At 68.2% G+C, this 23,863-nt stretch carries 22 protein-coding genes; 8 read left to right on the top strand and 14 right to left on the bottom strand.

Annotation, left to right across the window (positions count from 1 at the left end):
• Positions 1–32 precede the first annotated feature (32 nt).
• From BQ8420_RS02520 to BQ8420_RS02510, 3 genes are all read right to left on the bottom strand, one after another.
• Positions 33–1,790: a biotin carboxylase N-terminal domain-containing protein gene (locus BQ8420_RS02520; RefSeq protein WP_087096165.1), complete on the bottom strand. Its 1,758-nt coding sequence runs from the start codon at positions 1,788–1,790 to the stop codon at positions 33–35.
• An 88-nt stretch (positions 1,791–1,878) separates the two neighbouring features.
• Positions 1,879–2,118 (bottom strand): acyl-CoA carboxylase subunit epsilon, encoded by a 240-nt coding sequence (locus tag BQ8420_RS02515; protein WP_087096164.1) that lies wholly within the window; start codon positions 2,116–2,118, stop codon positions 1,879–1,881.
• Positions 2,115–3,725 (bottom strand): acyl-CoA carboxylase subunit beta, encoded by a 1,611-nt coding sequence (locus tag BQ8420_RS02510; protein ID WP_087096163.1) that lies wholly within the window; start codon positions 3,723–3,725, stop codon positions 2,115–2,117. The genes BQ8420_RS02515 and BQ8420_RS02510 overlap by 4 nt, the downstream gene beginning before the upstream one ends.
• A 274-nt stretch (positions 3,726–3,999) precedes the next feature.
• On the opposite strand from BQ8420_RS02510, the gene BQ8420_RS02505 reads away from it, so the two are divergent.
• Positions 4,000–6,645 (top strand): phosphoenolpyruvate carboxylase, encoded by a 2,646-nt coding sequence (locus BQ8420_RS02505; RefSeq protein WP_255404788.1) that lies wholly within the window; start codon positions 4,000–4,002, stop codon positions 6,643–6,645.
• A 59-nt stretch (positions 6,646–6,704) separates the two neighbouring features.
• Here BQ8420_RS02505 and BQ8420_RS02500 read toward each other — a convergent pair whose 3' ends face one another.
• Entirely contained in the window at positions 6,705–7,319 is a 615-nt protein-coding gene (locus tag BQ8420_RS02500; protein WP_087096162.1) for a Uma2 family endonuclease, read from the bottom strand.
• Positions 7,320–7,448: 129 nt separating this feature from the next.
• On the opposite strand from BQ8420_RS02500, the gene BQ8420_RS02495 reads away from it, so the two are divergent.
• From BQ8420_RS02495 to BQ8420_RS02480, 4 genes are all read left to right on the top strand, one after another.
• Positions 7,449–8,291, top strand: a complete 843-nt coding sequence (locus BQ8420_RS02495) for a biotin--[acetyl-CoA-carboxylase] ligase (RefSeq protein ID WP_087096161.1) — start codon at positions 7,449–7,451, stop codon at positions 8,289–8,291.
• A 72-nt stretch (positions 8,292–8,363) separates the two neighbouring features.
• Positions 8,364–8,885 carry a PH domain-containing protein gene (locus BQ8420_RS02490; protein ID WP_087096160.1) on the top strand — a complete coding sequence of 174 codons (522 nt, stop codon included), beginning with the start codon at positions 8,364–8,366 and terminating at the stop codon, positions 8,883–8,885.
• A 132-nt stretch (positions 8,886–9,017) separates the two neighbouring features.
• Positions 9,018–10,013 carry an adenylate/guanylate cyclase domain-containing protein gene (locus BQ8420_RS02485; protein WP_087096159.1) on the top strand — a complete coding sequence of 332 codons (996 nt, stop codon included), beginning with the start codon at positions 9,018–9,020 and terminating at the stop codon, positions 10,011–10,013.
• A gap of 95 nt (positions 10,014–10,108) precedes the next feature.
• Positions 10,109–10,744 (top strand): MBL fold metallo-hydrolase, encoded by a 636-nt coding sequence (locus BQ8420_RS02480; RefSeq protein WP_087096158.1) that lies wholly within the window; start codon positions 10,109–10,111, stop codon positions 10,742–10,744.
• Positions 10,745–10,899: 155 nt separating this feature from the next.
• Here BQ8420_RS02480 and BQ8420_RS02475 read toward each other — a convergent pair whose 3' ends face one another.
• The 5 genes from BQ8420_RS02475 to BQ8420_RS02455 all read right to left on the bottom strand — a co-directional run bounded on the left by BQ8420_RS02475 (position 10,900) and on the right by BQ8420_RS02455 (position 17,279).
• Entirely contained in the window at positions 10,900–12,021 is a 1,122-nt protein-coding gene (locus tag BQ8420_RS02475) for a DNA alkylation repair protein (RefSeq protein WP_087096157.1), read from the bottom strand.
• A gap of 264 nt (positions 12,022–12,285) precedes the next feature.
• Complete coding sequence (locus tag BQ8420_RS02470; protein ID WP_087096156.1) at positions 12,286–13,080, bottom strand: succinate dehydrogenase/fumarate reductase iron-sulfur subunit; 795 nt, start codon at positions 13,078–13,080, stop codon at positions 12,286–12,288.
• A complete protein-coding gene (locus BQ8420_RS02465; protein WP_235005881.1) occupies positions 13,077–15,077 on the bottom strand; it encodes a fumarate reductase/succinate dehydrogenase flavoprotein subunit in 2,001 nt (666 codons plus the stop codon). Before BQ8420_RS02465 ends, BQ8420_RS02470 begins: the two co-directional genes overlap by 4 nt.
• Positions 15,078–15,098: 21 nt before the next feature.
• A complete protein-coding gene (locus BQ8420_RS02460; protein ID WP_200815763.1) occupies positions 15,099–15,908 on the bottom strand; it encodes a hypothetical protein in 810 nt (269 codons plus the stop codon).
• A gap of 369 nt (positions 15,909–16,277) precedes the next feature.
• Positions 16,278–17,279: a LysR family transcriptional regulator gene (locus BQ8420_RS02455; protein ID WP_087096154.1), complete on the bottom strand. Its 1,002-nt coding sequence runs from the start codon at positions 17,277–17,279 to the stop codon at positions 16,278–16,280.
• Positions 17,280–17,410: 131 nt separating this feature from the next.
• On the opposite strand from BQ8420_RS02455, the gene BQ8420_RS02450 reads away from it, so the two are divergent.
• The 3 genes from BQ8420_RS02450 to BQ8420_RS02440 are packed head-to-tail and all read left to right on the top strand — an operon-like array spanning position 17,411 to position 20,757.
• Positions 17,411–18,067 carry a succinate dehydrogenase cytochrome b subunit gene (locus BQ8420_RS02450; protein WP_087096153.1) on the top strand — a complete coding sequence of 219 codons (657 nt, stop codon included), beginning with the start codon at positions 17,411–17,413 and terminating at the stop codon, positions 18,065–18,067.
• On the top strand, positions 18,068–20,014 hold the full coding sequence (locus BQ8420_RS02445) for a fumarate reductase/succinate dehydrogenase flavoprotein subunit (RefSeq protein ID WP_087096152.1): 1,947 nt from the start codon (positions 18,068–18,070) through the stop codon (positions 20,012–20,014).
• Positions 20,011–20,757 (top strand): succinate dehydrogenase/fumarate reductase iron-sulfur subunit, encoded by a 747-nt coding sequence (locus BQ8420_RS02440; RefSeq protein ID WP_087096151.1) that lies wholly within the window; start codon positions 20,011–20,013, stop codon positions 20,755–20,757. Before BQ8420_RS02445 ends, BQ8420_RS02440 begins: the two co-directional genes overlap by 4 nt.
• A 58-nt stretch (positions 20,758–20,815) precedes the next feature.
• Here the strand turns inward: BQ8420_RS02440 and BQ8420_RS32180 are convergent, their stop codons facing one another.
• The 5 genes from BQ8420_RS32180 to BQ8420_RS02415 all read right to left on the bottom strand — a co-directional run bounded on the left by BQ8420_RS32180 (position 20,816) and on the right by BQ8420_RS02415 (position 23,644).
• Positions 20,816–21,016: an AAA family ATPase gene (locus BQ8420_RS32180; RefSeq protein ID WP_087096150.1), complete on the bottom strand. Its 201-nt coding sequence runs from the start codon at positions 21,014–21,016 to the stop codon at positions 20,816–20,818.
• A gap of 70 nt (positions 21,017–21,086) precedes the next feature.
• The gene (locus BQ8420_RS02430) at positions 21,087–21,722 is read right to left on the bottom strand and encodes a GNAT family N-acetyltransferase (RefSeq protein ID WP_087096149.1); all 636 of its coding nucleotides are present in this window, start codon (positions 21,720–21,722) and stop codon (positions 21,087–21,089) included.
• Between the two features lie 27 nt (positions 21,723–21,749).
• Entirely contained in the window at positions 21,750–22,322 is a 573-nt protein-coding gene (locus BQ8420_RS32550) for a hypothetical protein (RefSeq protein WP_235005880.1), read from the bottom strand.
• Between the two features lie 152 nt (positions 22,323–22,474).
• Positions 22,475–23,179 (bottom strand): TrmH family RNA methyltransferase, encoded by a 705-nt coding sequence (locus BQ8420_RS02420; RefSeq protein WP_087096148.1) that lies wholly within the window; start codon positions 23,177–23,179, stop codon positions 22,475–22,477.
• Positions 23,180–23,245: 66 nt separating this feature from the next.
• Positions 23,246–23,644 carry a DUF3054 domain-containing protein gene (locus tag BQ8420_RS02415; RefSeq protein ID WP_087096147.1) on the bottom strand — a complete coding sequence of 133 codons (399 nt, stop codon included), beginning with the start codon at positions 23,642–23,644 and terminating at the stop codon, positions 23,246–23,248.
• Positions 23,645–23,863: the final 219 nt, after the last annotated feature.

Genomic DNA, 23,863 nt, shown 5'->3' with positions numbered 1-23,863 from the left:
CCGCCGACGATGCCCCTCGAACGAACGAATGCTCAGGCGTCCTTGATGTCGCAGATGATGGCGCCGTTGCCCACGGTCTCTCCCGGGGCGACCTTCAACCCGGTCACCGCGCCGGACTTGTGCGCGCTCAGCGGCTGCTCCATCTTCATCGCCTCGATCACGACCACCGTGTCGCCCTCGGCCACCTGCGCACCCTCTTCGGCCACGACCTTGACCACGGTGCCCTGCATCGGTGAGACCAGCGCGTCACCACCGACCGCCGCGGCGCCGCCGCTCTTGCGGGAGGCACGCTTCTTCCGGCCACCGGTGGCCGGGGCCGCCGCCACGCCCAGGGACGCGGGCAGGACCACGTCGATGCGCTTACCGCCGACCTCCACGGTCACGGTTTCGCGCTCGGCCGCCTCGGAGTCGCCTGCCTGGCCGTCCCACGGGGCGATCGTGTTCTCGAACTCGGTCTCGATCCAGCGGGTGTAGACCCCGAACTCCTGGGTCGGGTCGGTGGGCGCGAACGCCTCATCGGTCACCACGGCCTGATGGAAGGGGATCACCGTGGGCATCCCGCCCACCGTGAACTCGGCCAACGCCCGCCGGGAGCGTTGCAGGGCCTCGGCGCGGGTGCGCCCCGTCACGATCAGCTTGGCGACCATCGAGTCGAAGGCCTGGGGGACGGTGAATCCGGCCTCGCAACCGGTGTCCACCCGCACACCCGGACCGGTGGGCAACGTCAGCTCGGTGATGGTGCCCGGCGCCGGCATGAAGCCCCGGCCGGCGTCCTCGGCGTTGATCCGGAACTCGAAGGAGTGTCCACGCAGGGCCGGGTCGTCGTAGCCCAGTTCTTCGCCGTCGGCGATGCGGAACATCTCCCGTACCAGGTCGATACCGCTCACCTCTTCGGTGACGGGGTGCTCGACCTGAAGGCGGGTGTTGACCTCCAGGAAGGAGATGGTGCCATCGACACCGACCAGGAACTCACAGGTGCCCGCGCCCACATAACCGGCCTCGGCCAGGATGGCCTTGGAGGAGGCGTACAGGCGCTGGACCTGGTCATCGGTCAGGAACGGGGCCGGGGCCTCCTCCACCAGTTTCTGGTGGCGGCGCTGGAGCGAGCAGTCGCGGGTGGACACCACCACGACGTTGCCGTGGGAGTCGGCCAGGCACTGGGTTTCCACGTGTCGGGGCTTGTCCAGGTAGCGCTCCACGAAGCACTCACCGCGCCCGAAGGCGGTCACCGCCTCGCGCACGGCGGACTCGTAGGCGTCGGGGACCTCCTCCAGGGTGTAGGCCACCTTCAGTCCGCGACCGCCACCGCCGAAGGCGGCCTTGATCGCGATGGGCAGCCCATGCTGCTCGGCGAAGGTCACCACTTCCTCGGCCGAGGTGACCGGGTCGGGGGTGCCGGCCACCAGCGGGGCGCCGACCTTCTGCGCGATGTGGCGGGCCTGGACCTTGTCGCCCAGTGCGGTGATCGCCGCGGGGGGCGGACCGATCCAGGTCAGGCCCGCGTCGATGACGGCCTGGGCGAAGTCGGCGTTCTCGGCCAGGAACCCGTATCCGGGGTGCACGGCGTCGGCGCCGGAGGCGGCGGCGATGGCCAGGAGCTTGTCGACGTCCAGGTAGGAGTCGGCCGGGGTGGACCCGCCCAACGCATGGGCCTGGTCGGCGATCTTGACGTGCAGGGCGTCCAAGTCGGGTTCGGCGTAGACGGCCACGCTCTCGATACCGGCGTCACGGCAGGCACGGGCGATACGTACGGCGATCTCGCCGCGGTTGGCGATCAGAACTTTACGCACGGTGGGAAAACCTCCAGCTGGGGCGCGGAGCGGATCACGCGCCGACCGCTCAACGAAGAGTCTAAGGAACGAAAGAGCACGTCAGGGGTCACCTCGTGCTCATGCGCCAGGCCCCGGGTCCTGGACGCGGGGGAGTGCGCATACCGCGTGAACGGTCGCGCCACCCGGACGTGGCCCGCGCGGGCTCGGTCTTCTCCGCCGCGGCACGGGCGGCCGCCGCGCGGGCGGTGAGCACGGCGGTGAGCGCGGCCAACTCCTCGGGAGAGGGTTCGCCGCGCACCACGACCAGGTGCGGTGACCGGTCCGATGACGACTGCGGCGCGCTCACAGCGGAATGTTCCCGTGCTTCTTGGGCGGGAGCTGCTTGCGCTTGTTGCGCAGCGCCTTGAGCGCCTTGGCGATCTGGGTTCGTGTCTCGGAGGGCATGATGACCCCGTCGACGTAGCCGCGCTCGGCCGCCACGTACGGGTTCAGCAGGGTGTCCTCGTACTCACCGACCAGACGGGTCCGCTCGGCCTCGACGTCCTCGGCCGCGGCCAGGGTGCGTCGGTGCAGGATGTTCACCGCGCCCTGGGCGCCCATGACGGCGATCTGCGCGGTGGGCCAGGCCAGGTTGATGTCCGCGCCCAGGTGCTTGGAGCCCATCACGTCGTAGGCGCCACCGAAGGCCTTGCGGGTGATCACGGTGATCAGCGGGACCGTGGCCTCGGCGTACGCGTACAGGAGCTTGGCACCGCGACGGATGATGCCGTCCCATTCCTGGTCGGCGCCGGGCAGGAAGCCGGGCACGTCCACGAAGGTCAGCACCGGGATGTTGAAGGCGTCGCAGGTGCGCACGAACCGGGCGGCCTTCTCGGAGGCGTCGATGTTCAGGCAACCCGCGAAGCTCATCGGCTGGTTGGCGACGATGCCGACGGACCGCCCGTCCACCCGGCCATAGCCCACCACGATGTTGGTCGCGAAGCGCTCGTGCACCTCGACGAAGTCACCGTCGTCCAGGACGGCCTCGATGACCCGCTTGATCTCGTAGGGCTGGTTGGCCGAGTCCGGGATGAAGGTGTCCAGAGCCAGGTCGCCGTCGGTGACCTCGTCGCCGAGGTCCTCCTCGGGGGGCAACGTCGGCGGGTCTTCGAGGTTGTTGTCCGGCAGGTGCGACAGGAGCGTCTTGACGTAGTCGATGGCGTCCTGCTCGTCGGCGCCCATGTAGTGGGCCACACCCGACTTGCCGGAGTGGGTGGCCGCGCCGCCCAGCTCCTCCATGGACACGTCCTCGCCGGTGACGGTCTTGATCACGTCGGGACCCGTGATGAACATCTGGGAGGTCTCGTCGACCATCACCACGAAGTCCGTCAGGGCCGGTGAGTACACGTGCCCGCCGGCGGTGGCGCCCATGATCAGGGAGATCTGTGGGATCACACCGGAGGCGTGGGTGTTGCGCTTGAAGATCTCGGCGTACAGACCGAGCGCGACCACACCCTCCTGGATACGGGCGCCGCCGCCCTCGTTGATGCCCACCACGGGGCACCCGTTGGTGAGGGCGTGATCGAGGGCCTTACAGATCTTCTCACCGTAGACTTCGCCCAGTGATCCGCCGAAGACGGTGACGTCCTGGCTGAACACCGCGATGGGGCGCCCGTCGACGGTTCCGTGCCCGGTCACGACGCCGTCGCCGTAGGGGCGGTTGGCGTCCAGTCCGAAGCTGGTCGAGCGGTGGCGGGCCAGGGCGTCGAACTCCACGAACGAGCCGGGATCGAGCAGTGCGTCGATCCTCTCGCGCGCGGTCATCATGCCCTTCGCGTGCTGCTTTTCCACAGCGCGCTTGGACCCGGCGTGCACGGCTTCGTACCTGCGTCGTTGCAGGTCGGCAAGCTTGCCCGCGGTCGTGTGTATGTCGATCTCGGATGCGGAGAGCGGTTCAGGGGCTTCGGTGGCCATAACTGTTCAGGGTAGCTCCGAGGGTCTCGTGGGCCCGAAGGTGACCCTCGCTTACGTGTCGGTTCGGGCGGTTTCGGGTGATTCCGGGGAATCCTGCCGTGGGGCGGGCATCCCCGGTCCGGGAGGGGTGGGAAAGGCGGCCGACGCACCGGAAAATGCGTGAGTCGCTGTGAATTGGCCCGCCTGCGACACAATTGTTAACGCGATGGCAAAGCGCGGGAGAACACACCCCCGAGCACACGTGTGCAGCGGCGATCTCGGTATCGTCGGCCTCATGACAGCGGTTAGCGCAGAACGTGACAGTGCCCGGCAGGAAGTACCCGAGCAGCTCAGGAATGACGTCAAATTGCTCGGCGAGATGCTCGGAACGGTCCTCGCCGAAAGCGGCGGTGAGGAACTGCTCGCCGATGTCGAGAAACTCCGCCACGCCGTGATCGGGGCCCGCGATGGCTCCGTCACCACCGAGGAGATCACCGCGATCGTCGGCGCCTGGCCGCTGGAACGCGCCAAGCAGGTCGCCCGCGCGTTCACGGTCTACTTCCACCTCGCCAACCTGGCCGAGGAACACCAACGCATGCGCGCCCTGCGCGAGCGCGACGACGCCGCGAACCCGCCCCACGAGTCCCTGGCCGCCGCGGTGCGTGCCATCCGTGAGGGCGACGGCGGCGAGGAACGGCTCGCCGAGCTGGTCGCGGGCATGGAGTTCCACCCGGTCCTCACCGCCCACCCCACCGAGGCGCGACGCCGCGCCGTGTCCACCTCCATCCTGCGGGTCAGCTCCGAGCTGGACGCCTGGCACGGTGCCCACGAAGGCAGCACCGCGGCGGGCGAGGCCCACCGCCGTCTGCTGGAGGAGATCGACCTCCTCTGGCGCACCTCGCAGCTTCGCTACACCAAGCTCGACCCGCTGGACGAAGTACGCACCGCCCTGGCCGCCTTCGACGAGACGATCTTCTCGACCATCCCGAAGGTGTACCGGACCCTGGACGCCGCCATCGACCCCGAGGGCACCGGTACCCGCGCACCCCGGGCCACCCCTTTCGTTCGTTACGGCAGCTGGATCGGCGGCGACCGTGACGGCAACCCGTTCGTCACCCACGAGGTGACCCGGGAAGCCATCACCATCCAGTCCGAACACGTTCTCCGTGCCCTGGAGAAGGCCTGCGAACAGGTGGGACGCACCCTCACCGTCTACTCCAACCTCACCCCCGCCGACCGGGGTCTGCTCGACACCCTCGCCGAGGCCAAGGCCGCCTACCCGTCGCTGATGGCCGAGGTCGAGAAGCGTTCGCCCAACGAACCCCACCGCCAGTTGCTGCTCCTGGCCACCGCACGGCTGCGCGCCACCCGCGAACGCGACGCCGACCTCGCCTACCCCGACGCCGACGCGTTCCTCGCCGACCTGCGTCTGGTGCAGGGCTCCCTGGTCGCGGCCGGGGCCGCACGGCAGGCCTACGGCGAACTCCAGCACGTGGTGTGGCAGGCCGAGACCTTCGGTTTCCACCTGGCCGAACTGGAGATCCGTCAGCACAGCGAGGTGCACGCGGCCGCGCTCGCCGAACTGGAGGCGGGCGGCGCGCTGTCCGAGCGCACCGAGGAGGTGCTGGCCACCCTGCGCACCGTCTCCTGGATCCAGGAGCGCTTCGGTGTGGAGGCCTGCCGTCGCTACATCGTCAGCTTCACCCGTACGGCCGAGGACATCGAGGCCGTGTACAAGCTGGCGACCTACGCCCTGCCGCCCAAGCGGGTGCCGGTCCTGGACGTCATCCCGCTGTTCGAGACCGGCGCCGACCTGGAGGCCTCGCCCGACGTCCTGGCCGGCATGCTCGACCTGCCCCAGGTACGGCAGCGGCTGGTCGACAACGACCGTCGTCTGGAGGTCATGCTCGGCTACAGCGACTCCGCCAAGGACGTCGGACCGGTCAGCGCGACCCTGCGCCTGTACGACACCCAAGCCCGACTGGCCACGTGGGCCCGCGAGCAGGACGTACGCCTGACCCTCTTCCACGGTCGGGGCGGTTCCCTGGGCCGTGGCGGCGGACCGGCCAGCCGAGCCCTGCTCGCCCAGGCCCCGGGTTCGGTGGACGGCCGGTTCAAGGTCACCGAACAGGGCGAGGTCATCTTCGCCCGGTACGGGCAGTCCGCCATCGCCCGCCGCCACATCGAACAGGTCGGCCACGCCGTCCTGATGGCCTCCACCGACGAGGTGCAGGAACGCGAACGCGCCGCCGCCACGCGCTTTCGTCCCCACGCCGACAGCATCGCCTCCGCCGCACAAGAGGCCTATCTGGAGCTGATCGGCACCGAGGAGTTCGCGGTGTGGTTCTCCCAGGTGAGCCCGTTGGAGGAGCTGGGAGAGCTGCGACTGGGGTCGCGTCCCTCCCGGCGCGGGGCGGCCAAGGGCCTGGACGACCTGCGGGCCATCCCGTGGGTGTTCGCCTGGACCCAGACCCGCGTCAACCTGCCCGGTTGGTACGGGCTCGGCACCGGTCTGGCCGCCATCGACGACCTGCCCACCCTCCAGGCCGCCTACCGGGAGTGGCCGATGTTCGCGTCGTTGCTGGACAACGCGGAGATGAGTCTGGCCAAGACCGACCGCACCATCGCCGAGCGGTACCTGGCGCTGGGCGGCCGTCCCGAGCTCACCGAGAAGGTGCTGAACGAGTACGACCTGACCCGAAGCCTCGTCCTGCGAGTGACCGGGCACAGCCGTCTACTGGAGAACCGCGCGATCCTGTCCCGCGCCGTGGACCTGCGCAACCCGTACGTGGACGCGCTCAGCCACCTACAGCTGCGGGCCCTGGAGGCGCTGCGCGGTGAGGAGGCGGACTCCCTGTCCGAACAGGACGGCCAGCACCTGGAGCGGCTGCTCCTGCTGTCCGTCAACGGTGTGGCCGCCGGCCTCCAGAACACCGGCTGACCGGCACCTGAACGCCCTCGGGCCCCGCACCCGTCCGAAGGTGCGGGGCCCGGGCCGTGTCAGAGGGGGAACTCGCCCGTGTCCAGCACCAGATCGAAGGGGGCGGGAAGAAGGAGTTCCTTGCCGAAGGGCACTTTGGTGATGCTCGTGTAGCGGCCGTTCTCCGGATCGGAGAAGATCGTGGCCTCGCCGCCACCACTGTCCGGATCCCAGCGATCCACCAGGAGGTACAGGGGTACCCCGGCATGCGCGTAGCCCCAGAGCTTGGACTTGCGATCCATCTTCGCCGTGCTCTGGGAGGTCACCTCGACCAGTAGCAGTGCGTCCTCGGCCGAGTGCTCGGAGCTCCGCATCATGATGGAACCGGGGAGTACGACCAGATCGGGAATGTAGAGACCACTGCGCATCGGTACTCGGACATCGATGTTCTGGTGTACCTCGGCTTCACCGAGAGCACCGCCCTCACGAAGGGTCTCCTTGATGATCCATTTGTTGATCAAGGCGATGATGCGTGCGTGCTCGTCCTTGGGGGGAGTCATGATGCTGATCGCGCCTTCGATGATCTCGGCCCGCCAACCCTCGGGCAGGTCCAGCTCTTCCCAGGCGCGCAACACGACTTCCCAGTGAGACGGCATGTCGACCGAGCTCTCCGATTCCGCTTCCGCGATGGTCATCGTCGCGACACCTCCAGTAGCCGAACGTAGCGGTGCACGATCACCGATGTGTTGGATTCAGCTTAACCGGGGGAATCCGGATCGGAGGGGGTTGTCCACAGAGGGTTTCGGCGCTGCTGTAATGGGGCTATGACCGGTGAACACAGCGACGAGATCCCCGTTCTGGACCAGACTGCTCTCACCGACGCCATTGTGCGTCCTGGGGGGCTCTGGCGGAGTGTGGAAGTGGTGCCCGAGGCCGGGTCCACCAACACCGACCTGGCCATCCGCTCCAAGGACGGGGCTCCCGAGGGGACCGTGCTGGTGACCGAGCACCAGACCGCCGGGAAGGGCCGGCTGGGGCGCGGGTTCACCACCCCGGAGCGGGTGGCCCTCACCTTCTCCCTGCTGGTCCGCCCGGTCGTTCCCTCGGAGCGTCTGGGATGGGTGTCCCCGCTGATGGGGGTGGCCGCCGTGGCCGCCGTACGCGAGTGGACCGGGGTGCCGGCCGCGCTGAAGTGGCCCAACGACGTCCTGGTTCCGGGGGAGGAACGGGACGGCAAGCTCGCCGGGATCCTCGCCGAGGCCGACTTCTCCGACCCCGACCGGGTGGGGGTGGTGGTGGGCATGGGTCTCAACGTCTCCCAGGGGCGGGCCGAGCTGCCCGTGGAGACCGCCACCTCGCTGCGGGCCGAGGGCGCGGGTGGGGTGGGGCGCGACGAACTACTGCGGGCCGTCCTGGCCGCGTTCGAGGAGCGCTACACCGCCTGGGTCGCCGCCTCGGGGAACGCGGAGGTCAGTGGCCTGGCCGACGAGTACCGCCGCGTGTGCGTCACCCTCGGTCGCCGGGTCCGGATCCACCTGCCCGGAGACCGCCTGTTGGAGGGCGCCGCGGCCCGGGTGGACGACCAGGCCAGGCTGGTGGTGGCCGGCCCGACGGGGGAGAAGGCGCTGAACGTGGGCGACGTGGTCCACGTGCGCCCCGGGGATTAGTGCACGGAGAGTTGTCCACAGGGATGATTCCTCGTCTCCCGCGGCGGAGAAGCTTGTGTCATTATCACCGGTATGGCTATCGCGGACCGTTATCTCTCCGACGACGAGGAACTCGTCTACGTCGCACGACAACACTGGACCGTCCTCGCGGGTGAGTTCGTGATGCTGTTCGTCATCATCGCGGTCGTCGGTACCGCGCTGTTCTTCATCCCTTGGAACGAGGACTGGAGTCTCATCGCCGGGGGTGTCGTGGCGGCGGTCGGGGTGGTCGCGGCACTGGCCTTCTGGTTCGTCCCCATGCTCAAGTGGTCGACCACCGTCTACATCCTCACCAACCGGCGGCTCATGATGCGCGATGGCATCATTTCCAAGCAGGGCCGCGACATGCCGCTCACCAGGGTGAACGACGTCTCGTTCAACATCTCCCTGTGGGAACGGATCATGCGGTACGGAACGTTGTCCATTCAGTCGGCGTCCGAACAGGAGGGCATGGTCCTCCAGAGGGTGCCCAAACCCCAGTGGTTCCAGTCGGAGATCTACCGCCAGGTCAACTCGGCCCAGCGGCCGGACTACCCAGCCGGATCACAGGGCTGACCAGCGGTTTCGTCACCCGGGCCCCATGGGGTGTGGGAGTAGGCTGGAGCCGGAGCCAAGGCCGTGCCCCCCGGGCCGGTGCCATAGAGATTGCTCCCCGCCCGGCGGGGAAGGTCCCGTGAAAGAGAACGTATGCCGTCGCGTCCTGACCCGAAAGCGATCGAGTCCGCCCTGCTCGGTGGTGAAGCGGTCTACACCAGGGAACAGGCGATCGAGCTCTCCGGAGCCGATCCCGAACTCGCCGGCCGTGTCTGGCGTGCCCTGGGCTTCCCCACCCTCGGCGACGACTCGATCATCTTCGCTGAGAGTGACGTCGAGGCCCTGCGCATCGCCAATTCCCTGTTGGAGGAGGGCGTCCTCGATGAGGAGGGCGTGGTCCGCTTCGCCCGCGCGATGGGGCAGACCATGGCCCGCCTGGCCGACTGGCAGACCAGCATCCTCAGCACCCTCATCTTCAAGGACGGTGGCGAGGATCTGGTCAACAGCCCGCTGATGAACCGGGTCAAGGAGCTGCTGCCGGACGTCGAACGTCTGCTGCTGCACATCTGGCGTCGGCAGCTGGCCGCGTCCACCGCGCGCACGCTCACCGTGATGTCCAACGGCAACGACACCATCCCGAACTACTATCCGCTGATCGTGGGCTTCGCCGACTTGGTCTCCTTCACCACGCTCAGCCGCGAGCTCGACGAGATGGAACTCGCCGGAGTGGTGGAGGGCTTCGAGGCGACCGCCGCCGACCTCGTCGCCTCCGGGGGCGGCCGGGTGGTCAAGACCCTCGGCGACGAGGTGCTCTTCGTCGCCGACTCGCCCAGCCAGGCCGCCGACATCGCGCTGCGCCTGGCCTCGGGGGTCAAGACCCACGTAGAGGTCCCCGACGTGCGGGTGGGGGTGGCCTACGGTCCGGTGCTGACCCTGCACGGCGACGTCTTCGGCACCACGGTCAATCGTTCCAGCAGGCTCACCTCCTTCGCCCGACCAGGGACCGTCCTCATCGACGAGGCGCTCGCCGAGAACCTCGAAGGGGAGGAAGGGCTCCAGGTGGTCCAGGTCCGGGCCCGGCACGCGCACGGCCTCGGCCTGATCCAGCCCTACACCCTGCGCCGCGATTTCGACGCCCCGAACCCTTGACACACCGGCGAAGCCGACGCGTTCAGCGTGTGCGAGGCGTCCGCGCCCGATAGGCTCGAAGTTCCTGCCCCGTGAGACGTTCAGGTGGTGAGCCTGTGAGTTCCCAGTCGCCCGTCCAGCGGCTACGTACCTCGGGAATCTTCAGTTTGGAAGGTTCCGAGTCCCATGTCGAGAACAACGTGTGGATCGTCGGTGACGACGACACCGCGGTGGTGATCGACGCCGCCCACGACCACGAACGCATCGCCCGAGGTCTGGGCGACCGCGAACTCATGGCGATCGTGTGCACCCATGGGCACAACGATCACATCGACGCAGCGGTGGCCCTGGCCGACCTCACCGACTCCCCGATCCTGCTGCACCCCGAAGACGCGGAGCTGTGGCAGCAGGTGTATCCCTACCGGGAACCCGACGCCCCGTTGCTGCACGGTGAGGTGCTGACCGTGGGCGGGATCGAACTGACGATCCTGCACACCCCGGGGCACACCCCCGGCGGGGTGTCCCTGTACGCCCCGGAGATCGGGGTGGTCTTCAGCGGGGACACGCTCTTCCCGGACGGTCCCGGCGCCACCGGCCAACCGGCGTCGGACTTCCCGACCATCATCGCGGCCATCCGTGAACAGTTGGCGGTTCTGCCGGGTGACACCGTGGTGCACCCCGGCCATGGCGAGTCCACCACGATCGCCGAGGCCGCCGCGCACCTGGAGGGTTGGGCCCAGCGCGGCTTCTGACCGAAGGTCACCGGCCCCGCCGGCCCCATGGGTGCCTGGCGCTCCGAGGCGCTGCTCCGGGGCGAGCCCGGGACCTGAACCGGACGGTCGGCCGCACGAGTGGGCCGGTCGCGCATGCGATCGGTGGTGAGGGCGTCCGTTGGTCTCGGCGCGGCTCAGACGTGGAGGTCGAAGGCGGCGGACGCCTTGACCAGTCCGTTGACCTGTACCTCCACCAGGTGTTCCCCCGAGTGGTAGGTGCGGGTGCTGATCGGGCGCACCGGGTGCTTCTTCTCCAGGGCTCGACGTTCCCCGGAGCACAACTCCACCCTGGTCCACTTGAACACCTTGCGCCCCCGGGAGCCGTCGGCGCGCACGTGGTGCACCACGTAGTCGATCACCACCGTGTGCGGGCGGGTATCGGTGTTCTCCAGCTCGACCCTGATCCTCAGGGTCCCGCCCAGGTCCAGTACGCCCGGGGACAGGGTGGGCCCGTGGACGAGGACGTGTTCGCCGCCGGTGGCGCCGAGCAATGCCAAGGCCCGCTGATCGCCCTCCTTGACCAGGGTGCGCAGGGCGTGCCGAACGGTCCACGCGGTCTCGGGGGTGGGGCTCTCCCGTGTCCACCGTTCGGCCAGGTCCAGGACCAGGTCGGGGTGTTCGCGGGCGATGTCGTTGAGGTTGTTGGCCACCGAGGTGCGCACGTACTTGGAGGGGTCGCTGCGCAGCGTCTCCAACACCTCCAGCACCGGTAGGGGGTCGGCGACGAACTCGGGGAGCCGGCGTGCCCACGGCAGACGGGGCCGGATGCCCTCACTGGCGAAGCGGCGCACGTTGGGGTCGGGGTCGACCGCGCAGGCGCGGATCAGCGCCATGGTCGGTTCGTAGTGCCTCTGCACGAACGGCCGGACCGCGAACTCTCCGGTGTGCCGTTTGGTGATCTCCACCAGGGCGGGCAGTGAGGAATCGGGGTGGTCCAGCCCGTACTCCTCCACGAACCGGGCCACGGCCATCAGGTGGAACCCCTCGTTGAACATGCCGTCGCCCTCGACCAAGGGGTCCTTGAGCGAGGCGACCAGTACGGCGGCGGCCTCGGGGTAGTGCTCGGGCAGCCGGTCCCGAAGCCCCTGTGCCATCACCAGCACCCGGTCCTTGAGTTCCAGGGGGCCGACCCTGCGATCGACCTCCGCGGCGTAGGATTCCACGTCGAACTCGGGACGCACCGCACGGATGGATTCACCGAGCATTCGCGCCGCCGCGCCGTCGAAGTGCTTCTTGAGGCTGTATTCACCGGACATGCCCGCTTACTCCTGCCGTCGACCAGGGGAGGGTAAAGCTATCCCGCTCCTACGACGAAGTCGAGAATTCCCCGAAGCCATGACAAAGGGGATTCCCGTAGCTTTTCTGGAAGTCCCGGCAGAATTCCCCGCTCGACAACGGCCGCCGTTCACCGGTATTTCCCAGCGGTGATCGGTGTCCCGTTCGGCCTCCGATCCGACCGACACGACACCGGGGCGGAGGGTGATCCCCCGCCGCCCCGGTCGAGCGGGCCCGACCCCGCCTCACTCCTCCCGAGGCTCGACGCCACGGACGTTCGGCACGATCGGTGTGTCCTTGGGGCGCATCCCGATCTTCGAACCCAGCCACACCAGCGGGTCGTACTTACGGTCCACCACTCGTTCCTTGAGCGGGATCAGTGCGTTGTCGGTGATGCGGATCCCCTCGGGGCACACCTCCGTACAGCACTTGGTGATGTTGCAATAGCCCATCCCGAACTCGTCCTGGGCGATCTTCCGACGGTCCGCGGTGTCCTCCGGGTGCATCTCCAGTTCGGCCACCCGCATCAGGAAACGCGGCCCGGAGAAGTGCTCCTTGTTCTCCTCGTGGTCACGGATCACGTGGCACACGTTGTTGCACAGGAAGCACTCGATGCACTTGCGGAACTCCTGGGGCCGTTCCACGTCCACCTGCCGCATCCGGAAGTCGCCCGGCGAGGTGTTCGGGTCCGGGGTGAACGACGGGATCTCGCGCGCCTTCTCGTAGTTGTACGACACGTCGCACACCAGGTCCCGGACGATCGGGAAGGTGCGCATGGGCGTCACCGTCACCACCTCGTCCTCCTCGAAAACGCTCATCCGGGTCATGCAGGACAACCGCGGCATCCCGTTGATCTCGACCGAACAGGAACCGCATTTACCGGCCTTGCAGTTCCACCGCACGGCCATGTCGGGTGTCTGGGTGGCCTGGAGGCGGTGCAGTACGTCCAGCACCACCTCGCCCTCGTTCACCTCGACCTCGTACTCGGTGAGTTGGCCGTCGTCCGATCCTCGCCACACCCGGAACGTCCGCTCGGTCATGACGTGCCCTCCTCGGTCGTGTCCGTCCTCTCCGCGTCCTCGTCCGTATCGGTGCGCGGACCCTTCTCAACCGGCCCCTTCTCGGGCGACACCGCCTCGGGCAGCTCGTCCTCGGTGAGGTACTTCGCCAACTCCTCCCGCTCGAACAGGCGCAACAGTTCGGCGGGGACGTCGGCGAGCGGACGCCGGGTCAGTTCCACCCGCCCGTCGACCGCGCGGGCGGCCAGGTTCACCCGTCGCCACTCGGCCGACATGTCGGGGAAGTCGTCGCGGGTGTGCCCGCCCCGCGACTCGGTGCGTTCCAGGGCGGCCTTGGTGACGGCCTCCGACACCAGGAGCATGTTCGGCAGCGCCAACGCCAGGTGCCAGCCCGGGTTGTACACGCGGTCGCCCGGGGCGCTGAGCACCTGCACGCGCTCGGTGAGCTCGGACAGTCGTTCCAGGGCCTTCTCCATCTCCGAGCCCTTGCGGATGATGCCCACCAGGTCGTTCATGGTGTCCTGGAGCTCGGAGTGCAGCGTGTAGGGGTTCTCGCCGGCACCCTGTTTGAGCGGGGCCAACGAGGACCGGATCGACTCCGCCACCGCCTGATCCACTACACCGGGGGAGGCATCCGTCTCCGCCGAAGAGTCGATGTAGGCGGCCGCCCCCATCCCGGCCCGGCGCCCGAACACCAGCAGGTCCGACAGCGAATTGCCGCCCAACCGGTTGGAGCCGTGCATCCCGCCCGCCACCTCACCGGCGGCGAACAGCCCGGGAACGTCGGAGGCGGCGGTGTCGGCGTCCACCCGCACCCCGCCCATGACGTAGTGGCAGGTGGGACCGACCTCCATGGGTTCGGCGGTGATGTCCACGTCCGCCAGCTCCTTGAACTGGTGGTGCATGGACGGTAGCCGGCGCCGGATCTCCTCGGCGGGCAGCCGGGTGGACACGTCCAGGAACACGCCGCCGTGCGGGGACCCGCGTCCCTCCTTCACCTCGTTGTTGATGGCCCGAGCCACCTCATCGCGAGGCAGCAGCTCCGGTGGCCTGCGGTTGTTCGCCGGGTCGTCGTACCAGCCGTCGGCCTCCGCCTCGCTCTCGGCGTACTGGGAGCGGAATACGTCGGGCACGTAGTCGAACATGAACCGCTCGCCCTTGGAGTTGCGCAGCACCCCGCCGTCGCCGCGAACCGACTCGGTGACGAGGATGCCCTTCACCGAGGGCGGCCAGACCATCCCGGTGGGGTGGAACTGGACGAACTCCATGTTGATCAGGGACGCACCGGCGCGCAGGGCCAGCGCGTGCCCGTCCCCGGTGTACTCCCAGGAGTTGGAGGTGGTGCGGAAGGCCTTGCCGATCCCGCCGGTGGCCAGCACCACGGTGGGCGCCTCGAACAGCACGAAGCCGCCGTCCACGCGCCGGTAGCCGAACGCGCCGACCATCCGGCCGTCCTCGCCGGGTTCGCGGAGCAGGTTGGTGACCGCTGTCTCGGCGAACACCCGCAACCGGGCGTCGGGGTCGCCGTACTCGGCGGCGTCGGCCTGTTGGAGCGCCACGATCCGCTGTTGGAGCGTGCGGATCAGTTCCAGCCCGGTGCGGTCGCCCACGTGCGCCAGACGCGGGTACTCGTGCCCGCCGAAGTTGCGTTGGCTGATGCGCCCGTCGGCCGTGCGGTCGAACAGGGCGCCCCAGTACTCCAACTCCAGGATCCGGTCGGGGGACTCCTTCGCGTGGAGTTCGGCCATGCGCGGATCGTTGAGGAACTTGCCGCCGCGCAAGGTGTCGCGGAAGTGCACGGACCAGGTGTCGTCGGCGTTGGTGTTGCCCAGGGCCGCCGCGGCTCCACCCTCGGCCATCACGGTGTGCGCCTTACCGAAGAGCGACTTGGAGATGATGGCGGTGCGTTTTCCCTGTTCACGGGCGGCGATCGCGGCGCGTAGACCCGCGCCGCCCGCGCCGATCACCACGACGTCGTAGCTGTACCGGGTGACCCCGGCCTCTGTATTGGGGGGCATGCGGTGCTTCTTCCTTCCCGCTCAGTTGAGGATGCGCAGGTCGGTGATGGTTCCACTGGAGACCAGTGCGACGTAGGCGTCGGTGATCATCAGTGAGGCGATGCTGAGCCAGCCGTACAACATGTGCCGGTTGTTCAGCGTGGAGACCCGGGACCACAGCCAGTACCGAACGGGACTGCGGCCGAAGCTGCGCAGCCGGCCGCCCATGATGTGCCGGCACGAGTGACATCCGAAGGTGTAGGCCCACAACAGCAGTACGTTCGCGAGCATGATCAGGTTGCCGACCCCGATGCCGAAACCGCCGTCCACACCGTGGAAGAAGGGGACGAGCATGTCCCAGGTGTTGATCAGGACGATGGCGCCCGCGGCGTAGAAGAAGTAGCGGTGCCCGTTCTGCGGGAGCATGAGCGGCCGGGTCTCACCGGTGTAGCTCCGGTGCGGTTCGCGGACCGCGCAGGCGGTCGGCGCCTGCCAGACCGAGCGGTAGTAGGCCTTGCGGTAGTAGTAGCAGGTCACCCGGAACAGCAGCAGGATCGGCAGGCTGAGCAGGGCGTACGGGAGGAAGGGCGGGAACTCCCAGGGGACCCGGCCCAAGAGCGAGGCGTCGGGGACGCACTGCTGGGCGAGGCAAGGGGAGTAGAAGGGCGTCAGGTAGTGGTGTTCCTGGACCCAGTAGTGGTCCTGCTGGAACACCCGCGCGGCCCCGTAGACGAGAAAGGTGGCCAGGCCCAACGTCGTCAGTGTCGGGCCCAGCCACCATCGGTCGGTTCTGAGCGTGCGCCCTGGGATGCGCGCCCGCCCTGCGGAGTGTGCGTCTTGTGTCGAGGTCACCGTGGACTCCACCTCCTGTGGAGAGCGACCCGGCGGGGGAGACGGGTGCGGGCCCGCGCCCCTTCCGGTGGCCGTGACCGCCCCTGGTTCTGGACGGCCGGGGGAAGCAGTAGGGAACCGGTCTGCTACGCAACGCTAGGTCTCTGTGATCACGGTCACGTTCCGAGTCCGGGGAAACCTCAAGAAAGGGGTGTGATGTGCGCCACTCTTGGGGCGCAATTTGTGGTGAATGTCGAACTACCAGGGCTTTCGTCCGACATGCGTTTTTTGATGCCACTGGTGCACAAGTGGTCAGTGTTGATACAGGGGCTCAGGCGATCGTGGTCGCGACCCGCGCCGTTCCCTTCCGCCGAACGGAAGAGGGGTGCTTCACCCGGAGGAGGAGAGTCCGTCGTCCGGCGTCTCACCGTGACGGTTCAGGGAACTTCCGGCGTCCGCCGCGGAGATGAGGACCTCCAGGTCGGGCCCCAGATCCTCCGGGCTCATCGCCAGTAGATACGCGTTCAGGTGCCGGCGGAACGCGTCCGCGGAATGCGAGGGTTCCACGTCCTTGCGTCGGGCCAGGGCTATGGTGCGCAGCAGGCGGGGTCGGGACAACGGGGTACCGCGCAGGCCCGGCCGGTTGCGCAGCACCATGCTGGGCACCACCGCCAGACCCAGGCCCGCCTCCACGAACCGCAGCACCGCGTCCATCTCACCGCCCTCCACGGCCAGCTGCGGCTCGAAACCGGCGGCGCGGCAGGCACGGAGCGTCGCCTCGCGAACGTCGTAGCCCCGTCGGAACATGACCAGGGGGCGCCCTTGCAGTTCCGTGATGCGGATCGAGGCGCGTCCGTTCGGCGAGGGTTCCGAAGTGGGGCTGGCCACCACCAGGTTCTCCCGCAGGATCGGGGTGGTCGAGAAGTCCGGGTCGCTGCTGTGCAGCGGAAGGATGATCAGGGCCATGTCCAGTTCGCCGCGGCCCAGGTTGCGGACGAGGTCGCGCGAACCGCTCTCCTCCACGTGGAGTTCGATTCCGGGGAAGCGGGTATGGAAGTCGGCGAGAACGTCGGCCAGCAGCCCCGCGCACAGGGACGGGGTCGCTCCCAGTCGCACACGGCCGCGCCGCACGCCGGCCAGTTCCGCCACCTCACGGCGGGCCGTCTCCAGGTCGGTGAGGATGCGCTGGGCGAGCGGAAGCAGCGCCTCGCCCGCCGGGGTGAGTGTGATGTTTCCCCTGGCACGACTGAATAACGGCGCGCCCAACTCCTTCTCAAGGCTGCGGATCTGTTTGCTCAAACTCGGCTGGGCGACGCGAGAAAGCTCGGCTGCACGGGTGAAATGGCGTGTGCGGGCCACAGCCACGAAGTAGGCGAGCTGCTGGAACTGCATGGTTCATAGCCTAAGGCTATGGACACCAGGGTCGCGATGACTTGGACGTCGGACTTAACTCGAACTTAAAGTGACAGGCTGTGGCGAACAGTACCTTGACCAAGAAGCGGTCTACGGCCTACGGATCCACGGTGGCGCTCAAAGCGGCAATGGCGACCTCCGGTGCGATCCTTGTGCTGTATTTGATCGCGCACATGTACGGCAACCTGAAAGTTTTCTCGGGCCAAGAGGCCTTCGACGGTTATGCCCACAGTCTCCGTGAGCTGGGCTACCCGCTGCTGCCCGAGAGCGGATTCCTGTGGGTCTTCCGGATCGTTCTCCTCGCGAGCGTCCTGATCCACATCTACGCGGCCGTGGCGCTGTGGGTCCGTGCCCGCAGGGCTCGCCCGGCCTCCCAGCGCTACCAGGTGAAGAAGCGGGTGCACCGCACCTACGCCTCCTACACCATGCGCTGGGGCGGAGTGCTCATCGCGCTCTTCGTGATCTTCCACATCCTGCACTTGACGGTGAACGTCATCGCGCCGGGTGGCAAGTCCGAGAGCCCCTACGAGCGGCTCGTGAACGGGTTCCAGCCCGAGTTCTGGTACGTGACCCTGTTCTACATCGCCGCCGTCATCGCTTTGGGCTTCCACCTGCGGCACGGCATCTGGAGCGGTCTGGCCACGCTCGGCGTCAACCAGGCGCGTCGGCAGCCCGTGCTGAACTCGATCGCCACGGTGATCGCTCTGGTCGTGACCGTCGGATTCGTGCTTCCGCCCTTGGCGGTCACCTTTGGACTGGTGAGTTAATTGTCTGACATGGACCTTTACACAGAGGGCTCCTCGATCCGGGACGAGAAGGCCCCCGAGGGGCCGATCAACGAGCGCTGGGACAAGCGCCGTTTCTCGGCCAAGCTGGTCAACCCCGCGAACCGGCGCAAGCTCTCCGTCATCATCGTCGGTACCGGCCTGGCCGGCGCCTCCGCGGCGGCGACCCTGGGCGAGGCGGGCTACAACGTCTCCTCGTTCTGCTACCAGGACAGCCCCCGGCGCGCGCACTCCATCGCCGCGCAGGGTGGCATCAACGCCGCGAAGAACTACCGCAACGACGGCGACAGCATCCACCGACTGTTCTACGACACGGTCAAGGGCGGTGACTTCCGCTCCCGCGAGTCGAACGTCTACCGCCTCGCGCAGGCCAGTGTCGAGATCATCGACCAGTGCGTCGCCCAGGGCGTGCCCTTCGCCCGCGAGTACGGCGGTCTCCTCGACAACCGTTCCTTCGGTGGCGTGCAGGTCTCCCGTACCTTCTACGCCCGTGGTCAGACGGGTCAGCAGCTGCTGATCGGCGCCTACCAGGCCCAGGAGCGGCAGATCGCCGCCGGCACCGTCGAGATGCACACCAGGCACGAGATGCTCGAACTGGTCATCGTGGACGGCAAGGCGCGCGGCATCATCGCCCGCGACATGGTCACCGGTGAGATCGAGACCCACTTCGCCGACGCCGTGGTCCTGGCCACCGGTGGTTACGGCAACGTGTTCTTCCTGTCCACCAACGCGATGGGCTCGAACGTCACCGCCGCCTGGCGCGCGCACCGCAAGGGCGCCTACTTCGCCAACCCCTGCTACACGCAGATCCACCCGACCTGCATCCCGGTCAGCGGCGACTACCAGTCCAAGCTGACCCTGATGAGCGAGTCGCTCCGTAACGACGGTCGGATCTGGGTGCCCAAGGAGGGCGGCGACGAGCGCGACCCGCGTCAGATCCCCGAGGACGAGCGCGACTACTACCTGGAGCGCATCTACCCGGCCTTCGGCAACCTGGTGCCGCGTGACATCGCCTCTCGCGCCGCGAAGAACGTCTGCGACGAGGGTCGTGGCGTCGGTCCCGGCGGTCTGGGTGTGTACCTGGACTTCACGGCCGCCATCGAGCGCATGGGTCGGGATGCCGTCGAGGCCAAGTACGGCAACCTGTTCGACATGTACCAGCGCATCACCGGCGAGAACCCGTACGAGCTGCCGATGCGCATCTACCCGGCGGTGCACTACACCATGGGTGGTCTGTGGGTCGACTACGACCTGCAGAGCAGCATCCCGGGCCTGTTCGTGACCGGTGAGGCCAACTTCTCCGACCACGGCGCCAACCGCCTGGGCGCCAGCGCGCTGATGCAGGGTCTGGCGGACGGTTACTTCGTCCTGCCGAACACCATCAACGACTACCTGGCGGACGGCCCGTTCGAGGCGGTCGACGAGAAGCACCCCGAGGCCGTCGCGGCCAAGGACCTCGTCAGCAACCGGATCGACAAGCTCCTCTCCATCAACGGTTCCCGCACCGTCGACTCCTTCCACAAGGAGCTCGGCCACATCATGTGGGACTACTGCGGCATGGAGCGCAGCGAAGAGGGTCTGCGCAAGGCCATCGACCTCATCCGTGAGCTGCGCGCCGAGTTCTGGCGCGACGTCAAGGTGCTCGGTGTCAACGAGGAGTTCAACCAGGCTCTGGAGAAGGCCAACCGCGTGGCCGACTTCCTGGAGCTCGGTGAGCTCATGTGCATCGACGCCCTGCACCGCCGCGAGTCCTGCGGTGGTCACTTCCGAGCGGAGAGCCAGACCGAGGACGGTGAGGCGCTGCGTCACGACGACGAGTTCGCCTACGTCGCCGCCTGGGAGTTCGCCGGCGTTGACAGCAAGCCCGTACTCCACAAGGAAGCCCTGGAGTACGAGTACGTCGAGATGAAGCAGCGGAGTTACAAGTGAACATCACCCTGCGCGTTTGGCGCCAGAAGGGCCGTGACGACGAAGGCCGGATGGTCACGTACAAGCTCACGGACGTCTCGGAGGACATGTCCTTCCTGGAGATGCTCGACGTTCTCAACGAGAAGCTCACGCTTGAGGACGAGGACCCGGTCGCCTTCGACCACGACTGCCGTGAGGGCATCTGCGGTGCCTGTGGTGTCGTGATCGATGGAGAGGCGCACGGTCCCGAGCGGACCACCACCTGCCAGCTGCACATGCGCAGCTTCAAGGACGGCGACACCATCACGGTCGAGCCTTGGCGAGCCAAGGCGTTCCCGGTCGTGAAGGACCTCGTCGTCGACCGTGGTGCGTTCGACCGCATCATCCAGTCCGGCGGTTTCATCAGCGCGCCCACCGGTACCGCCCCGGACGCCCACGCCAACCCGATCCCGAAGCCGGACGCCGACCGCGCGTTCGACGCCGCGACCTGCATCGGTTGTGGCGCTTGCGTGGCGGCCTGCCCCAACGCGTCCAGCATGCTGTTCACCGCCGCGAAGGTCACGCACCTGGGCCTGCTCCCGCAGGGACAGCCCGAGCGGGCCTCCCGCGTGGTGAACATGATCAACCAGCAGGACGAAGAGGACTTCGGCGGCTGCACCAACATCGGTGAGTGCGCCGCGGTCTGCCCGAAGGGCATCCCGCTGGACACCATTTCCCAGCTCAACCGCGACCTGCTGGGTTCCCTCGGCAAGGGCATCGGCTAGTTCCGATCCCCGGTCGTGGCAAGGGGCCGTCTCCCACCGGGAGACGGCCCCTTCGCGTTCACTCGCCCAAGCGCCGCAAGAGTTCGGCGTCCTCCACGGCGATCCTCCGCGCTATCGTTCGCACGCGGGCGGTGCGCAGATGCTCCAGCGCGACCTCGACCGGGTCCACGGACAACGCCGGCGCGGGCAGGACACGTCCGAGGGCGCGGGCGAGGGTGCTCTTACCGGAGCCGGGCGACCCGGCGAACACGATCAACATGGCCGTCACCCTTCCACGCGGCACCCGTCCTCCTCGATCTCGAAGGCGGGGGCGTCACCGCCGGGAACGGTCAGGACGGCTGGCGCAGCAGGAAGTAGCCGGTCCCGACGTCCTCGTGCGGGATCTCGTGGACGACCCGGAACCCGAACCGTTCGTAGAAACCGACGCTCTTGTCGTCGAGCGTCTGGGTGAACACCGGCAGCCCCTGGGAGTCGGCCTCGTCCAGCCCGGCGGCGAGCAGCCCGCCCCCGACACCGGTGCCGGCCACGCTCGGATCGACCCCGAGGGCGGCCAGGTACAGGTGGGGTTCCTGCGGGGCCGCCATCTTCCACTCGGCGAAGACCCGGACGAAGCCGGCCACCCGGCCGCGTCCGAGCAGGGATACCCAGTGCGGCCAGGTGCGCGGAGAGGCCAGCGGCCCCTCGGGGTTGGTGGTGGGCGGTGCCCACAGCGCCGCGCCTCGGGTGGTCGGGGCGGCGCCCTCGGCGTCGGCGATGGCGGTCAGACGGGTGTCCCCGGCGGGGACGTAGCCGAAGCCGGTGGTCAGCGCGAAGAAGCGGCGCACCTGGGCCATGCGGGACTCGGCGTCGGGAAAGAGCCAACGGAAGAGCGGGTCGTCGTGCAGCGAACGGCTGAGGACACGGGCGAGGTCGGGGACGTCGTCCAGGGTGGCGGCGCGAGCGACGGACGTGACGATCGGGCTCATCGGTTTGTTGGGCGTGGTTACCCGGCTTCAGAGCCGGGAGGAAACGCCCTCTCCCTTCCAGGTGTAGCCGTAGCCGTCCGCTCTTTGGAGCAGACGCATGTACTTGTGTCCGATGCCTTGGACGGTGCCGTGGGTGGTGGTGTCGACCTTGCCCACGGCCAGGGCGTCCAGGGTGTGGGTTTTCGGTAGGTGGTCGCGGGTCCGGTTCCACCTGGTCCGACGACCCGAACCGACATGAGTGGGCGGTCGTTGTTCCAGCCCGCTACGGGAGCGGGGATGGACGTGGGCCAGGTTCAGCGGTGTATCGGTGGCCGGGTGACAGGGCTGAAGGGGGACCTGGTTCTTGTCCAGGACGAAGACGGATGGGTGCCGCTCACGCGGCCTCTCCCCAGCCAGAGGCTGGGTGGTGACGCCACCGACATCAGGTGGGATGTGGGTGGTCTCCCCTCGCACATGGTCCGCACCGGATACCACCCTGGGGTGGTGTCGGAGTCCCGTTTCGTGCCCGATCCGGGGCGTGTCCACCGACTCCGGTTCCAGAGCAGGCCGCTGAGGAAGCACGGCCTGGTGGGTCTTCTGTCCTGTGCGGAACGTAGCCATCGAGGTCACCTCCTCATAGGCGATGGCTGGTGCTGGTAAAGACGGCTCTCAACCCTAAGGACTGAAAGCCCGGTCCAACAGGGCCGGGATCCCTTCACCCTTGCTACTTCCTACTCGGGGCGATGATGCGTTCAGCTTAGATCACGGACGAATCACGGAGCGGATGTGCTCGCGGTGTCGGAAACGGGCTGAGCGAACACGTGCGCCCGGACCCAGGCGTGCATGGCGATCGCCGCGGCCGCACCCGCGTTGATCGACCGGGTCGAACCGAACTGGGCGATGGACAGCACCGCCGCGCACACCTGCCGGACCTCCTCGGACAGCCCCGGCCCTTCCTGCCCGAACACCAGCACGGCGTTGCGCGGCAACGGGTAGGTCTCCAACGGCACGGCGCCCGGCAGGTTGTCCACACCGATCAACACGAGGTCGTGTTCGGCGGCCCAGTCCACCAGCGCAGTGGTGTCGGGGTGGTGGTGCACGTGCTGGTATCGGTCGGTGACCATGGCGCCCCGCCGGTTCCATCGGCGCTTGCCCACGATGTGCACGGCCGCGCAGCCGAACGCGTTGGCGGTGCGCACGACCGACCCGATGTTGAAGTCGTGCGACCAGTTCTCCACGGCCACGTGGAAGTCGTGGCGGACCATGTCCAGGTCGGCCACGACCGCTTCGCGGCGCCAGTACCGGTAGTGGTCGACCACGTTGCGCCGGTCGCCGTTGGCGAGCAGCTCGGGGTCGTAGTGCTCGCCCTCCGGCCAGGGACCGGGCCAGGGCCCGACCCCGACCTCGCGCGCCTCGTCCTCACCGCCCGTGACGGGGGTGGTATCTGAGACGGCCTCGGGGGTCGGTTGTTCGTTCATCACCACCAGCTTACGAACGGCCCGTACCGGGTCGCCCCGGCGAAGGTCCCCGTGGCCGGGGCCGCCTCACGCCTTCGGGCTCACCGTTCGGTCCGAGGACCGGCCCCTCCTCCGGGAGACCAGCAGCGCCACGACCCGCCAGCCGAGCATGGTCGCGGCCAGGAACAGCGACGTCACCAGCACGAAGGAGAGGGGCGCGCCCTCCCCGGTGAGTAGACGCAACGGCATCGCGCCCACCACGGTCACCGCCCACACGAACACTCCGGTCGGCCAGATCCGGGCGGGGGAGCGCCACGCCAGGGTGGCGATCCAGCCGGCGACCAACGCGGCCACGAACGGCCACGCGGTCCCGGCGATCGCGGCCGGGGTCAGCCCGGTCGCGTGGTCGGTCTTGCCCACCACGACGAAGACGAGCACGCAGACCAGGTCGGCCACCAGGGCCAGAAGCGGGGTGTACGAACGCATACTCCCAGGCTAGTGCCGCCCTCGGCGCCTCCGCGTCGGGCCGTCGTTCAGGGACGGCTTCGAAGATCCGGGTCGCCGCGCGAGGCGTGGCCGGAAGCGGACGGTGCCGAGGCGAACCCGCCGTGACAACGTGGCATCAGAGCCACCGGAGCGTCTCCTCCGTGCCCCCGTCCGCCCGCCTCGATCCCCCGGAACACTTCCATGACTCGATCCCCCGGC

Origin of the sequence: Nocardiopsis sp. JB363 (assembly GCF_900143625.1) — a bacterium.
In the GTDB taxonomy this organism is placed as follows: Bacteria; Actinomycetota; Actinomycetes; order Streptosporangiales; family Streptosporangiaceae; genus Nocardiopsis.
The sequence above is the reverse complement of the archived record's forward strand: the minus strand, read 5'-3'. Positions and strand labels throughout refer to the sequence as shown.

Coding starts and splice junctions, on each gene's coding strand:
- BQ8420_RS02465 (WP_235005881.1), bottom strand. CDS start 15,077: ATGCCCCCCAATACAGAGGCCGGGGTCACCCGGTACAGCTACGACGTC.
- BQ8420_RS02470 (WP_087096156.1), bottom strand. CDS start 13,080: ATGACCGAGCGGACGTTCCGGGTGTGGCGAGGATCGGACGACGGCCAA.
- BQ8420_RS32180 (WP_087096150.1), bottom strand. CDS start 21,016: ATGTTGATCGTGTTCGCCGGGTCGCCCGGCTCCGGTAAGAGCACCCTC.
- BQ8420_RS02455 (WP_087096154.1), bottom strand. CDS start 17,279: ATGCAGTTCCAGCAGCTCGCCTACTTCGTGGCTGTGGCCCGCACACGC.
- BQ8420_RS32550 (WP_235005880.1), bottom strand. CDS start 22,322: ATGGCTACGTTCCGCACAGGACAGAAGACCCACCAGGCCGTGCTTCCT.
- BQ8420_RS02500 (WP_087096162.1), bottom strand. CDS start 7,319: ATGACCATCGCGGAAGCGGAATCGGAGAGCTCGGTCGACATGCCGTCT.
- BQ8420_RS02485 (WP_087096159.1), top strand. CDS start 9,018: ATGCCGTCGCGTCCTGACCCGAAAGCGATCGAGTCCGCCCTGCTCGGT.
- BQ8420_RS02510 (WP_087096163.1), bottom strand. CDS start 3,725: ATGGCCACCGAAGCCCCTGAACCGCTCTCCGCATCCGAGATCGACATA.
- BQ8420_RS02495 (WP_087096161.1), top strand. CDS start 7,449: ATGACCGGTGAACACAGCGACGAGATCCCCGTTCTGGACCAGACTGCT.
- BQ8420_RS02490 (WP_087096160.1), top strand. CDS start 8,364: ATGGCTATCGCGGACCGTTATCTCTCCGACGACGAGGAACTCGTCTAC.
- BQ8420_RS02475 (WP_087096157.1), bottom strand. CDS start 12,021: ATGTCCGGTGAATACAGCCTCAAGAAGCACTTCGACGGCGCGGCGGCG.
- BQ8420_RS02420 (WP_087096148.1), bottom strand. CDS start 23,179: ATGAACGAACAACCGACCCCCGAGGCCGTCTCAGATACCACCCCCGTC.
- BQ8420_RS02505 (WP_255404788.1), top strand. CDS start 4,000: ATGACAGCGGTTAGCGCAGAACGTGACAGTGCCCGGCAGGAAGTACCC.
- BQ8420_RS02430 (WP_087096149.1), bottom strand. CDS start 21,722: ATGAGCCCGATCGTCACGTCCGTCGCTCGCGCCGCCACCCTGGACGAC.
- BQ8420_RS02415 (WP_087096147.1), bottom strand. CDS start 23,644: ATGCGTTCGTACACCCCGCTTCTGGCCCTGGTGGCCGACCTGGTCTGC.